Origin of the sequence: Enterobacter sp. 940_PEND, from assembly GCF_001059415.1 — a bacterium.
Classification (GTDB): domain Bacteria; phylum Pseudomonadota; class Gammaproteobacteria; order Enterobacterales; family Enterobacteriaceae; genus Enterobacter; species Enterobacter cloacae_M.
Window position 1 is genome coordinate 223,813 of the sequence record NZ_JUMS01000123.1, and the last position, 13,824, is coordinate 237,636.

At 58.0% G+C, this 13,824-nt stretch carries 10 protein-coding genes; 5 read left to right on the forward strand and 5 right to left on the reverse strand.

What is annotated here, in order from left to right:
* Positions 1–66: 66 nt before the first annotated feature.
* Together ADJ24_RS18125 and ADJ24_RS18130 are read left to right on the forward strand one after the other, a co-directional pair.
* Positions 67–882 (forward strand): Cof-type HAD-IIB family hydrolase, encoded by an 816-nt coding sequence (locus tag ADJ24_RS18125; protein WP_023310902.1) that lies wholly within the window; start codon positions 67–69, stop codon positions 880–882.
* Between the two features lie 149 nt (positions 883–1,031).
* Positions 1,032–2,288, forward strand: coding sequence for a DUF1479 domain-containing protein (locus ADJ24_RS18130; protein WP_023310901.1), 1,257 nt, complete (start codon positions 1,032–1,034; stop codon positions 2,286–2,288).
* Here ADJ24_RS18130 and ADJ24_RS18135 read toward each other — a convergent pair.
* Positions 2,285–3,358 carry a LacI family DNA-binding transcriptional regulator gene (locus ADJ24_RS18135; RefSeq protein ID WP_023310900.1) on the reverse strand — a complete coding sequence of 358 codons (1,074 nt, stop codon included), beginning with the start codon at positions 3,356–3,358 and terminating at the stop codon, positions 2,285–2,287. The genes ADJ24_RS18130 and ADJ24_RS18135 overlap by 4 nt on opposite strands.
* Before the next feature lie 288 nt (positions 3,359–3,646).
* Between ADJ24_RS18135 and ADJ24_RS18140 the strand changes: the two genes are divergently transcribed.
* On the forward strand, positions 3,647–4,948 hold the full coding sequence (locus tag ADJ24_RS18140) for an MFS transporter (RefSeq protein ID WP_023310899.1): 1,302 nt from the start codon (positions 3,647–3,649) through the stop codon (positions 4,946–4,948).
* 17 nt (positions 4,949–4,965) lie between these two features.
* Positions 4,966–7,329, forward strand: a complete 2,364-nt coding sequence (locus ADJ24_RS18145) for a glycoside hydrolase family 31 protein (RefSeq protein ID WP_023310898.1) — start codon at positions 4,966–4,968, stop codon at positions 7,327–7,329.
* Positions 7,330–7,516: 187 nt separating this feature from the next.
* Here the strand turns inward: ADJ24_RS18145 and ADJ24_RS18150 are convergent, their stop codons facing one another.
* Positions 7,517–9,112 carry an ABC-F family ATPase gene (locus ADJ24_RS18150; RefSeq protein WP_023310897.1) on the reverse strand — a complete coding sequence of 532 codons (1,596 nt, stop codon included), beginning with the start codon at positions 9,110–9,112 and terminating at the stop codon, positions 7,517–7,519.
* Between the two features lie 222 nt (positions 9,113–9,334).
* Here ADJ24_RS18150 and ldtB point away from each other — a divergent pair, with 222 nt between their 5' ends.
* A complete protein-coding gene (gene ldtB, locus ADJ24_RS18155) occupies positions 9,335–10,255 on the forward strand; it encodes a L,D-transpeptidase (protein WP_023310896.1) in 921 nt (306 codons plus the stop codon).
* Positions 10,256–10,297: 42 nt separating this feature from the next.
* Here the strand turns inward: ldtB and ADJ24_RS18160 are convergent, their stop codons facing one another.
* The 3 genes from ADJ24_RS18160 to ADJ24_RS18170 are packed head-to-tail and all read right to left on the reverse strand — an operon-like array spanning position 10,298 to position 13,780.
* Positions 10,298–11,014, reverse strand: coding sequence for a GntR family transcriptional regulator (locus ADJ24_RS18160; RefSeq protein ID WP_023310895.1), 717 nt, complete (start codon positions 11,012–11,014; stop codon positions 10,298–10,300).
* 15 nt (positions 11,015–11,029) lie between these two features.
* Complete coding sequence (locus tag ADJ24_RS18165; protein WP_023310894.1) at positions 11,030–12,352, reverse strand: PTS sugar transporter subunit IIC; 1,323 nt, start codon at positions 12,350–12,352, stop codon at positions 11,030–11,032.
* Between the two features lie 51 nt (positions 12,353–12,403).
* Entirely contained in the window at positions 12,404–13,780 is a 1,377-nt protein-coding gene (locus ADJ24_RS18170; protein WP_023310893.1) for a glycoside hydrolase family 1 protein, read from the reverse strand.
* Positions 13,781–13,824: the final 44 nt, after the last annotated feature.

The following is a 13,824-nucleotide window of genomic DNA, read 5'->3' on the forward strand; positions in this document are numbered from 1 at the left end:
TAAATTTGTGCTCCCCGTCACCTTGTTATTAGAATGTTTCAAAACGCAGTGACCCAGGAGCACAGTATGACCGTTAAAGTTATCGTCACCGATATGGACGGAACTTTCCTTGATGATGCCAAGCAGTACGATCGTGACCGCTTCCAGGCACAGTTTGAACAGCTTAAAGCCCGCGACATTGAATTCGTTGTCGCCAGCGGCAATCAGTATTACCAGCTCATCTCCTTCTTTCCGGAGCTCACAGATCGGATCTCCTTCGTCGCGGAAAACGGCGCGCTGGTGTTCGATCGCGGCGAACAGATTTTCCACGGCGAGCTGACGCGGCATGAATCGCAAATCGTGATTGGCGAGCTGCTGAAAGATAAAGGGCTGAACTTTGTGGCCTGCGGGCTGGAGAGCGCGTATGTGAGCGATAAAGCCCCGGACGCGTTCGTGGCGCTGATGTCAAAGCACTATCACCGCTTAAAGCGCATCAGCGATTACCGCGAAATTGACGACGTACTGTTTAAGTTCTCCCTGAACCTGCCGGACAGCGATATCCCTAATCTGGTGGATAAACTGCACGTCTCCCTGGACGGCATTATGAAGCCGGTCACCAGCGGCTTTGGTTTTGTCGATTTGATTATCCCCGGCCTCCACAAGGCCAACGGCATCAGTCGTCTGCTGAAACGCTGGAAAATCTCCCCGCAGGAGTGCGTGGCCATTGGGGACAGCGGCAACGATGCCGAGATGCTGAAGCTGGTGAAATATTCCTTTGCGATGGGCAACGCGGCAGAGAGCATCAAAGAAATCAGCCGCTACGGCACAGACGACAACAACCATCAGGGCGCGCTGAACGTCATTCAGGCCGTGCTCGACAACCATTCCCCGTTCGATCTCTGATCCTTTCCTCGCCGGAGCGTCGCTCCGGCCTCTCACTCTTTTTCCGACCTGTGGCTTGCGTCAAGTTTTTAAACTTGCATTAACTTATTTTTAACTTAAAGTATCACTTGTAGACATTTTTACTTTCGAATGAAAGATGCGAGGCAGTTATGACCTTTACCAGTGAAACCTTACCAGCGGACCACAAAGCGGCAATCCGTCAGTTAAAACGTGAGCTGCGCGCGCAGATCGGCGACGTGCAGGCGGTGTTTAATAAGCTCAGCGACAAAATTGCCACCCGCGTGGCGGAAATCAACGCGCTTAAGAACAAAGGCGAATCCGTCTGGCCGGTGATTCCGTTTGCGGATGTGAAAAACGGCACGATTACCGACGCACAGCGCGAGGCCGTTAAACGCCGCGGCTGCGCGGTGATTAAAGGTCATTTCCCGCGCGAGCAGGCGCTGGCGTGGGATCAGTCGATGCTCGACTACCTCGATCTGAATAAGTTTGATGAGGTCTACAAAGGCCCGGGCGATAACTTCTTCGGCACCCTGACGGCCTCTCGTCCGGAGATTTACCCGATTTACTGGTCTCAGGCGCAAATGCAGGCGCGCCAGAGCGAAGAGATGGCGCAGGTGCAGTCGTTCCTGAACCGTTTATGGACATTCGAGAGCAACGGCAAGCAGTGGTTCAACCCGGACGTGAGCGTGATTTACCCGGACCGTATCCGCCGCCGCCCGCCGGGAACGACCTCGAAAGGGCTTGGGGCGCATACCGACTCCGGCGCGCTGGAGCGCTGGCTGCTGCCAGCCTATCAGCAGGTCTTTGCCCGCGTGTTTGACGGCAATGTCGACAAGTACGATCCGTGGAACGCCGCGCACCGTACCGAAGTGGAAGAGTACACCGTCGATAACACCACCAAATGCTCGGTATTCCGGACCTTCCAGGGCTGGACGGCGCTGTCGGACATGATCCCAGGTCAGGGGCTGCTGCACGTGGTGCCGATCCCGGAAGCGATGGCCTACATTCTGCTGCGGCCGCTGCTGGACGACGTGCCGGAAGACGAGCTGTGCGGCGTAGCGCCGGGGCGCGTGCTGCCGGTTTCCGAGAAGTGGCACCCGCTGCTGATCGAGGCATTAAGCAGCATACCGGCACTCGAGGCGGGTGATTCCGTGTGGTGGCACTGCGATGTGATCCACTCCGTGGCGCCGGTGGAAAATCAGCAGGGCTGGGGCAACGTGATGTACATCCCTGCCGCGCCGATGTGCGAGAAAAACCTCGCCTACGCTAAGAAGGTCAAGGAAGCGCTGGAAACCGGCGCGTCGCCGGGAGACTTCCCGCGCGAGGATTATGAAAAAAGCTGGCAGAACCGCTTTACCGTGAACGATCTCAACATCCACGGCAAGCGCGCGCTGGGCATGGTTTAACTGTCGTACAGCCCTTCCCGCTCCACGGCGGTGCGTCGTTTCCCCTGACGTATCCGCCGTACCGATTCCCGCACGGCCAGCGTGCCGTTAAGCAGTAACGTCCCGACCGGCGCGTCCGGGCGCATCAGCCGCTGCTGGAGCATATATACCGCTTCGGTTCCCAGCTCATCGCGCGGAACGTGCACCGCCGTTAATGGAACATCCTGAATCGCCGCCAGGTTAAAGCCATCAATGCTCATCACCGACACGTCCTGCGGCACGCGCAGGCCGTGGTTTTGTAATGCGCTAATGGTGCCCGCCGCCATAAAGTCGCCGCCGACCAGAAACGCGGTCGGTAAATCCTTCCCCTGCGCTTCACTGAGCCAGCTGCTGACCATCTGTTCCGTTTCGCGCGCGCTGAAGCTGGGCACCACCAGCAGATCGCGTTTATCGTTGAATTTCAGGTTGTGAGACTGCCACGCGTCGCGGATCCCCGACAGGCGCAGTTCCATGGTGTAGCGACGCAGGCACAGCACGTTCATCACCTCGCGGTGCCCCATCTCGAACAGGTACTCCGCCGCCCGCTCGCCGATGGCGCGATGGTCCGGCGCGACGGCAGGCAGACGCATGTGCCGGTCGCGGCAGTTAATCAGCATGCAGGGTTTACCCACGTCCACCGCCAGATCGTGGATATGGGGATCGTCGATGCCAAGAAGGATTGCCGCCTGAGTGTCCGCTTCGTTCATGCGTGCCAGAAACAGCTGGGCGTCGCTGTCGTTCTCCTCCAGCGCGCAGTAGCGAAGGCGCACATCGTGGGACGCCAGGCCTTTACTCACGCTCTGGATCACGCGGTAGTAAAAAATGTCGGACCGTTCGTCAAACGCCCGCTGCGGGGCAAAAACCACCAGGCTATTAAGCAGCAGACGCCCTGCCGCCATGCCGTCCATCACCCCCAGCTCCCGCGCGCACGCCAGCACCTTCGCGCGCGCTTTTTCACTGGTATTCGCTTTTCCCGCCAGCACCCGCGATACGGTGCTGATCGAGAGCTGCGTCCGGGCCGCGATTTCGGTGATTTTTAGCCTTTTGTCCATTTTGTGATCTGGCTCCATTTGCGAAATGAAAAAATTTTCATAGCGTATTGGTCAGGTAATAGCTGACATAAAAGCCATCATGCCAGAGGGTTTACGTCAGTTATGAGAAATTTTGCACAAAATCCACTTTTGCCCACTCATTTTCTTCCTTAAGGTGAACTTGTCACACAACTTCCATACTAGTTGTATACCAACTTAAGCAGTTTAAACGGATATAAATCAAAGGCATAAAAATCCGTGTGACACCTGAACCTCCGTTCCCTTACCGTCCGTCTTGTGGAGAGTAAAATGAGTCAGGACATCAATAACACCGTAGCGACAAGCAAAACCCGTCGCGTCATCAAGAACCTGCGCTGGTACGTGCTGGTGCTGTTCTTACTTGGCGTCACCGTTAACTACATCACCCGAAACTCACTCGGGATCCTCGCCCCGGAACTGAAAGAGAGCCTCGGGATCACCACCGAGCAATACTCCTGGATCGTCGGCGCGTTCCAGATCGCCTATACCATTTTCCAGCCCCTGTGCGGCTGGCTGATTGACGTCATCGGCCTGAAGATTGGCTTTATGGTCTGCGCCGGGATCTGGGCGCTGATGTGTATCTTCCACGCGGGTGCCGGAAGCTGGCTGCACCTCGCTATTCTGCGCTTCTTTATGGGTGCCTCTGAGGCCGCCGCTACCCCGGCGAACGCCAAAACCATCGGCGAATGGTTCCCGAAATCAGAGCGACCCGTTGCCGCCGGCTGGGCTGGCGTGGGCTTCTCCATCGGCGCGATGCTGGCTCCGCCTATCATCTACTTTGCTCACGCATCGTTCGGCTGGCAGGGCGCGTTTATGTTTACCGGCGTGCTGGCGCTGCTGTGGGTGATCCTCTGGTGGGCGTTCTACCACAACCCGGAGCAGCACCCGAACCTGAGCAAAGACGAACTGGCGTTCATCAAGCAGGATAACGAACCGCCTGCGGTGAAACTGCCCTTCCTGACCGCGCTGAAAACCGTCTCGAAAAACAAACGCTTCTACGGGATCGCCATCCCGGCCTTTATGGCGGAACCGGCCTGGGCGGTGCTGAGCTTCTGGGTGCCGCTGTACCTCGCCAAAGAGCACGGCATGGACCTGAAGCAGATTGCGATGTTTGCCTGGCTGCCGTTCCTCGCCGCCGACCTCGGCAGCGTGGCGAGTGGCTACCTGACGCGTCTGTACACCCGTCTGTTCGGCTGCTCGCGCGTTAACTCGGTCGTTGCCAGCTCCGTGACGGGCGCGTTCCTGATGATCTCGCTGGGCATCGTGGCCATTACCCGCGACCCGTATATCACCATCGTGCTGATTTCCATCGGCGGCTTCGGGCACCAGATCATCTCCTGCATGCTGAGCGCCCTGGTCGTTGAGTCGTTCGACAAAGGCCAGATGGCGACCGTCAACGGCATGCGCGGCTCTGCGGCGTGGATCGCCAGCTTCCTGTTCTCGCTGTTAATCGGCGTGACCGCCGACAAAATCGGCTTTAACCCGCTCTTTATTGCCATGGGCTTCTTTGACCTGATTGGCGCTCTCTTCCTGGTAACATTTATTGCTGAACGTCGCGCCAAGCGCGCCTGATAGTGGATGTATTGCATATGAAAACCCTGAAAAACTGGACCCTTGATACGCAGTCGGCAAACCATCTGGAACTGCTGGTCGATAACCAGCACCGCCTGTGCCTGTATGTGCTGGAAGAGAACCTGTTCCGCGTGCTGATCAAACGCAAAGGCGAGCTGGCGCTGGACCGCACCTGGAGCATCGCGCCGGAAAAAGACGTGCCGTGGGAAGGCCGCCGTCGTGACGATATAAGCGGCTTCTCCTGCCCGGCCTGGACCCTGACGCAGCAGGATGAGACGCTCACCGTGGCAACCGAACAGCTGCGCGTGACGGTCCACCAGCCGCTGTGGCTGGAGTGGCACTACCGCAATGAGGCGGGCGAGTGGCAGCCGCTGGTCAACGACCGTCCAACCAGCGCCTACCTGCTGAACGCCCACGGCGACGGCGTGGCGCACTACCTCAGCCGCCGCAAGGACGAGCGTTTCTATGGCCTGGGCGAAAAAGCGGGCGATCTGCAGCGCAACGGCAAGCGCTATGAGATGCGCAACCTCGACGCCATGGGGTACAACGCGGCCAGCACCGACCCGCTCTACAAGCATATTCCGTTCACTATCGCCCGCCGCGACGACGTCAGCTACGGCCTGTTCTACGACAACCTGAGCAGCTGCTGGCTGGATCTGGGTAACGAAATCGACAACTACCACACCGCCTATCGCCGCTGGCAGGCGGAAGCGGGCGATATCGATTACTACATCTTTACCGGCAAGCGCGTGCTGGACGTCACCAAAGCCTTCGTGCGCCTGACCGGGAAAACGCTGTTCGGACCGAAATGGAGCCTGGGCTACAGCGGCTCGACCATGCACTATACCGATGCGCCGGACGCCCAGAACCAGCTGATGAACTTCATCCGCCTGTGCGAAGAGCACGCCATTCCGTGCGACTCGTTCCAGCTCTCCTCCGGCTATACCTCCATCAACGGCAAGCGCTACGTCTTTAACTGGAACTATGACAAGGTGCCGCAGCCGAAGGTGATGAGCCAGGCGTTCCACGACGCGGGGCTAAAGCTGGCGGCAAACATCAAGCCGTGCCTGCTGCAGGACCATCCGCGCTATAACGAAGTGGCGGAGAGCGGCCTGTTCATTCGCGATTCAGAAACCGATGCACCGGAACGTTCCAGCTTCTGGGATGACGAAGGCTCGCACCTCGACTTTACCAACCCGCAGACGGTGCAGTGGTGGCAGAACGGCGTGACCACGCAGCTGCTGGAGATGGGCATCGACTCTACCTGGAACGACAACAACGAATATGAAGTGTGGGACGGGGACGCGCGCTGCTTTGGCTTCGGCAAGGTGATCGCCATCAAGCACATTCGCCCGGTGATGCCGCTGCTGATGATGCGCGCCTCGCTGGAAGCGCAGCAGCGTTTCGCGCCGGAAAAACGTCCGTATCTCATCTCCCGCTCCGGCTGCGCCGGGATGCAGCGCTACGTCCAGACCTGGAGCGGCGACAACCGCACCAGCTGGGACACCCTGCGCTATAACATCCGCATGGGGCTGGGCATGAGCCTGTCCGGCCTGTTCAACGTCGGCCACGACGTCGGCGGTTTCTCCGGCGACAAGCCGGACGCCGAGCTGTTCGTGCGCTGGGTGCAGAACGGCGTGATGCACCCGCGCTTTACCATTCACTCGTGGAATGACGATCGCACCGTGAACGAGCCGTGGATGTACCCGGGCGTCACGCCAGCCGTTCGCGGCGCGGTTGAGCTGCGCTACCGCCTGCTGCCGTACCTCTATACCCTGCTCTGGCAGGCGCATGCCGACGACGAGCCGATGCTGCGCCCGACCTTCCTCGACCACGAGCATGATGCGCAGACGTTTGAGGAGTGCGATGACTTCCTGCTGGGCCGCGACCTGCTGGTGGCCAGCGTCGTCGAAGCCGGGCAGCGCGAGCGCCGCGTCTGGCTGCCGGATAACGACACCGGCTGGTATGATTTTTACACCCACGCGTGGTATGCGGGCGGCCAGTCAATCGTCCTCGACGCGCCGCTGGAAAAACTGCCGCTGCTGGTTCGTGCGGGAGCCGGTCTGCCGCTGAGCGAGCGCATCACGCATGTGAATGCCGAAAAAGATACGGCACGCGAGCTGAAGCTGTTCCCGGTAAAAGGCGTCGGGACAACCTCCGGAATGCTGTTTGAAGACGACGGCGAAAGCTGGGGCTACCAGAACGGCAATGCGCTGTGGGTGGAGTGGGAAATGGTGTGCGACGGCGCAACCATCAACCTGAAGGTTAACGCGCGCGGGGATTATCGTCCGGCGTGGAAATCGCTTAAGGTGTCGCTGCCTGTAGGGGAAAAACGTACGCTGCTGGTGAACGGGGTTGAAGGGGGCGAGTGGGTGATCTAGTACGGCCTGATGCCCTCACCCTGACCCTCTCCCACAGGGAGAGGGAATAAAGGCACGCCCCCTTTCCCTAAGTATTTCGCGCTGCAGGAAGGCGGCAAACCTGTGAATCCCCGGGAGCTTACATAAGTAAGTGACCGGGGTGAACAGGTGAAGCCAACGCATCTGCAGCGTGAAAGACGACGGGAAATTAGCCGTCGATACCTTTACTGCGCAGGTAATCTTCATAGTTACCGGTGAAGTCCACCACGCGCTCTGGCGTAATTTCGATCACGCGGGTCGCCAGCGAGCTGACGAACTCACGGTCGTGAGAGACGAAGATCAGGGTCCCCTGATACATCTCCAGCGCCATGTTCAGGGATTCGATGGATTCCATGTCCAGGTGGTTAGTCGGTTCGTCCATCACCAGGATGTTTGGTTTTTCCATCATCAGCTTGCCGAACAGCATGCGGCCCTTCTCACCACCGGAGAGCACCTTAGCCGGCTTTTTGATGTCGTCCTGGCTGAACAGCAGACGACCCAGAATGCTGCGTACCGCCTGCTCGTCGTCGCCTTCCTGCTTCCACTGGCTCATCCAGTCAAAGACGGTCAGGTCATTTTCGAACTCGTATTCATGGTCCTGCGCGTAGTAGCCAATCTGCGCGTTTTCAGACCACTTCACGGTGCCGTTGTCCGGCTGCAGTTCGCCGACCAGGGTTTTCAGCATGGTGGATTTACCCACGCCGTTGGCACCGAGGATGGCAATCTTCTCGCCCACTTCCAGCAGCAGGTTGAAGTTTTTAAACAGCGGGCCTTCATCGAAGCCTTTGGTAAGGGCTTCCACTTCCAGCGCGTTACGGAACAGCTTCTTGTCCTGCTCGAAGCGGATGAACGGGTTCTGACGGCTGGAGGCTTTAACCTCTTCCAGCTTGATTTTGTCGATCTGACGCGCGCGCGAGGTCGCCTGACGCGACTTAGAGGCGTTGGCGCTAAAGCGGCTGACGAAGGACTGCAGGTCAGCAATCTGCGCTTTCTTCTTGGCGTTATCCGCCAGCAGACGTTCACGCGCCTGGGTAGCCGCCGTCATGTACTCGTCATAGTTGCCCGGGTAAACGCGCAGCTCGCCGTAGTCCAGATCCGCCATGTGCGTACAGACCATGTTCAGGAAGTGACGGTCGTGCGAAATGATGATCATGGTGCTGTCGCGATCGTTCAGCGTCTGCTCCAGCCAGCGGATGGTGTCGATGTCCAGGTTGTTCGTCGGTTCGTCGAGCAGCAGGATGTCCGGGTTAGAGAACAGCGCCTGTGCCAGCAGCACGCGCAGCTTCCAGCCTGGCGCCACTTCGCTCATCGGGCCGTAATGTTGTTCGACAGGAATACCCACGCCAAGCAGCAGCTCACCCGCGCGCGCTTCTGCAGAGTAACCGTCCATCTCACCGTACTGCGTTTCCAGATCGGCCACTTTATAGCCATCTTCTTCGCTCATTTCGGCCAGCGCGTAGATGCGATCGCGCTCCTGCTTCACTTCCCACAGTTCCCCATGCCCCATGATCACGGTGTCGAGCACGGTGAACTCTTCGAAGGCGAACTGATCCTGACGCAGCTTACCGATACGCTCGTTAGGGTCGAGCGATACGTTGCCGAGCGTCGGCTCCAGGTCACCGCCGAGGATCTTCATAAAGGTGGATTTTCCGCTACCGTTGGCACCAATCAGGCCGTAACGGTTGCCGCCGCCAAATTTGACGGAAATGTTTTCGAACAGCGGCTTACTGCCAAACTGCATAGTGACGTTGCTGGTAACTAACACGGGGAGATTCCTGCGAAAAGTGTGATAAACACGGCATTATGCCACAATTCCGAATTGAGATCCTGTGTTGCGGCAATCCACTAAACTTTAACAAAATCGAAAAAAATGTGATTTCGTACACATCTGAATTCCCAGTGAGCGGGAATGCACATATAATGCGCTCCCATCACAGATTCAGACTTATCAACTCATCGCCAGAATGGCTTAGATACCTCGCACAACATGAACATGAAATTAACAACGCTTTTAGCGGCGGCGTTAGCCGTAGTAGGTTTTTGTAAGACCGCGTCTGCGGTGACGTATCCCCTGCCAACAGACGGTAGCCGTCTGGTAGGCCAGAACCAGGTTGTGACGGTACCAGAAGGTAACTCTCAGCCGCTGGAGTATTTCGCTGCGCAGTACCAGCTGGGCCTGTCTAACATGCTGGAAGCGAACCCGGGCGTTGACCCGTATCTGCCGAAAGCGGGTACCGTGCTGAATATTCCTCAGCAGCTGATCCTGCCGGATACCGTTCATGAAGGTATCGTGATTAACAGCGCCGAAATGCGTCTGTATTACTACCCGAAGGGCACCAACACCGTTATCGTGCTGCCAATCGGTATCGGCCAGCTGGGTAAAGACACCCCAATGAACTGGACCACCAAAGTTGAGCGTAAGAAAGCGGGCCCAACCTGGACGCCGACTGCCAAAATGCACGCGGAATACATCGCTGCGGGCGAACCGCTGCCAGCCGTTGTACCGGCAGGCCCGGATAACCCAATGGGTCTGTACGCGCTGTACATTGGCCGCCTGTACGCTATCCACGGTACCAACGCCAACTTCGGTATCGGCCTGCGCGTAAGCCACGGCTGCGTGCGTCTGCGTAACGACGACATCAAGTTCCTGTTCGAAAACGTGCCGGTCGGTACGCGCGTGCAGTTCATCAACGAACCGGTGAAAGCGACCTCTGAGCCAGACGGCAGCCGCTACATCGAAGTGCACAACCCGCTGTCCACCAGCGAAGACCAGATCAACAACAATGAAATCGTCCCTGTTACGCTGAACAGCGCGGTGCAGGCGGTGACTTCTCAGCCAGACGTAGAAACGGCGATTGTTGACCAGGCCGTGCAGAACCGCTCCGGTATGCCGGTGCGTTTGAACTGATAGCGAAGCATTAAAAAAGCGGGCCTCGTTGCCCGCTTTTTTTTATCCGTTATTCACGATCACGATCCCGCCGTGGTCGTACCGATAGTGGCAGTGGGCATACTCCAGCGGCGTGCCGTCCTCCAGATAAATGACCTGCTCCACCTCCAGTACGGGATCGGTCTGCTCGCAGACCAGATGCTCCCTGTCCAGCGCGTTGGGCTTAAGCGCCCGCACCACCCGATACGACCCCATAATTTTCAGCCCCAGCGTCTCCTGCACGTACTGAAACACCGAACCTTCAAGATGGTTTTTCGTCAGGCCCGGCACCAGATTCATCGGCATCACCGTGGAATCCAGCGACATCGGTTCGCCGTTCAGCAGGCGGAGTCGAATGAAGTCATAGATCGGCGCATCGGCGTTAATCATCAGCGACGCCTGCTCTTTTTCGTTCGGGAAGCGCAGCTCGAAATGCACCACCCGGCTGGTCACCTTGCCCAGATGTTCCCAGGTTTTGGTCGCACCAAAGTAGTCGCTGCCGGAGAGATCCCACTGCGAGAGCTGAAGGAAGTTTTTACGGATGAACGTGCCCTGCCCCTGGCGGGTATAGACCAGACCTTCGACGATCAGCTGGCGCATCGCCTGCTGAATGGTCATCCGGCTGGTGCTGAACTCCGCCGCCAGCGCAAACTGGTCCGGCAGCGGTTCATTGGCGGCGTACTGCTGGCTGATAATGCGTTTCTTAATTTCCCGCGCTATGGTGATGTACTTCGCCGCCATCGTCCTTCCTTTCAGTTAGTTTTCTATCCCGCTGTTTTTCAACGCCACTCTCTCGGCAATCTTGAGGAAAGGCAGGTAGAAGAATACACCAAATACGATGATTGCCAACTGCACCACCACCGCCCGCCAGTCCCCCGCCGTGGCAAGCCAGGCGCTGAGAATGGGCGGCGTGGTCCACGGGATCATCACCACGCAGCGCGACATTAACCCCAGCGAGGTACAGAGCCAGGCGAAGTAAATGCCGATGGCGGGCAGCAGCACGAACGGGATCATCAGCGGCAGGTTAAACACGATCGGCAGGCCAAAAATCACCGGCTCGTTGATGTTAAACAGGCCCGGCGCCAGCGACAGACGCGCCACCTGCTTCGCCGATTTTTGTCTGGAGAAGATAAAGATGGCAATCAGCAGCGAGATCGTGCTGCCCGTGCCGCCCACCATGCCAAACGTCGGCACGAAGATGTTGTTGATGATATGCGGGATGGGCTGACCGTTGGCGAAGGCCAGCATGTTCTCGTTGGTGTTGATCAGCAGGAACGGCTCCAGCACCACGCTGTTGACGACAGACTGATGAATACCCAGCGTGAACAGGAAGTTACCGAAGCTGTAGATGAAAATCGTCCCCGGCAGGCTGGTGTTGAGCAGCCGCAGCGGCTGCTGGATAAAGGTGGTAATAAGATGGATCAGGTCCGTGTGCAGCACGTTTGCCAGCACGGCCGCCAGCACCGCGAACAGGGAGAGCGTGAGGATGGTCGGGATCAGCGCGGTAAAGGATTTGCTCACCGCCGGAGGCACGTTTTCCCCGAGGGAAATGTGCAGCGCCTTCAGCCGCGAAATGGCGATAAAGACTTCCGTTGAGAGCAGCCCGATCAGCACCCCGGCGAAAATCCCGGTTGAGCCAATATTGGCGAACGTCAGCACCTGGGTGACGTTCACCGCGGCGTCGCTGCCGACGGGCGTAATCTGCAGGCGCATCGGCATCATGATGATGAAGCTGCTGACGGCGATAACCACTGCCGAGACCGGATTGTCGAAATCTTTGTTGCGCGCCAGCGACCAGGCAATCATCGGGGCCAGCAGCAGCGCGGCGATGTTCAGCGTGCCGTTGATAATCGCCTCGCCCCACACCTTAAACTGCGCGAGCGTGTCGCCGTGAAAAATCCACGGAAATACCACGTTGTTCACCAGTACCGCCAGACCGGCAAGGATGAAAATGGGCATCACCGTGGCGAAGGCGTCGCGCAGGGAGCGCAGGTGCACCTGGTTTGCCAGGCGCGCCGAGAACTCAACAAACTTATCGACAAAAGACTGCATGTGCGGTGTTATTTTTGCTTCAGACATAGCGGATAGTTCCCATCAATCAGTCACAAAAACGGCCCGGCAGCGTACGGCTTACATCTCGCGTCCGTTGGTATGGATAACCTGTTTTAACCACGCGTAGCTCTTCTTCGGCACGCGCTTCAGGTCTTTCAGGTCGTGGTTTTCACGGTTGACATAGACCACGCCGTAGCGCTTACGCATGTCGCCCTGGGAGCTGAGAATGTCGATTAACCCCCAGCCGAGGTAGCCGATCACCTCTGCCCCGTCCTCGAACATCGCCTCCTTCATGGCATTGATATGCGCCCGGTGGTAGTCGATGCGGTAGGTGTCCTCAATCGGATTGACGCCGTCCCAGGACTCAATCACTCCGATGCCGTTTTCGATCGGGAAGACCGGCATGCGCCAGTCGTTGGCGTAGCGGGTGATGATGGTGCGAAAGCCCAGCGGATCGATCTGCCAGTTCCACTCGGTGGCCTTCAGGTACGGGTTGTTTTTCTCGCCGTGCAGCAGGTAATAGTTCACCGGCGTACCTTCCGGGATCGCATCGCTGTCCAGCGTTTTGCTGGCGTAGTAGCTGAAGGCCATATAGTCGTTTTTAGTCCGCGCCAGCAGCGCTAAATCCTCGGCGCGGTAGATATCGCCAAAGCCCTCCTGCTCCACCACCGCCATCACCGCCGGGCTGTAGCCCTGCCCTGCGAAGACGCGCAGCAGGTTCTGGTTGAGGAACTCGTCGTACTGCTGGGCGCAGAAGATATCGCGCGGTTTGCAGGTGGCCGGGTAGATCAGCTGGTGCGCCAGCATGCCGCCCATCAGCTGGCCGGGTCTGGTCTGGTGCAGATACTCGGTCAGCGCCATGTGCGCCACCATCGTATGGTGCTGCAGCTCGTACAGCTCGCGCAGGGTTTTCTCGCCTTTCATATAGCCGGAAATGCGGAACGCTTCCGGCATATGGAAGATGTTCTGCTCGTTGAAGGTCAGCCAGTACTTCACGCGGTCGCCATAGCAGTCGATCATCTTTTTGCCGTAGCGGATAAAGGCGTCCATTACCCGGCGATCATTAAAGCCGTTGTACTCCTGCGCCAGCGCCAGCGGCATATCGAAGTGGTACAGGCAGACCATCGGCTCGATGCCGCGGGCGATCAGATCGTCGATAAAACGGTCATAAAACGCGATGCCTTCGTCGTTGAACGCGCCGTCGCCCTGCGGGCAGACGCGGCTCCAGGAGATCTGAAAGCGGTAGCAGTTCATGCCCAGATCCTGCATCAGGTCGAAATCTTCCCGGTAGCGGTGATAGGAGTCGGTCGCGACTTTCCAGTCGGAGACGTTCTCCCCGGCTTCGCGAATGTCATACACCGACATGCCTTTTCCACCCTCGTTCCAGGCCCCTTCCGTCTGCATGCTGGATACCGAGTTACCCCATAAAAAATTGGCCGGCAGCGAATTGTTCATGCTCTCTCCCTATATGACTAGTCATTTAAAAAATCATGGCTAGT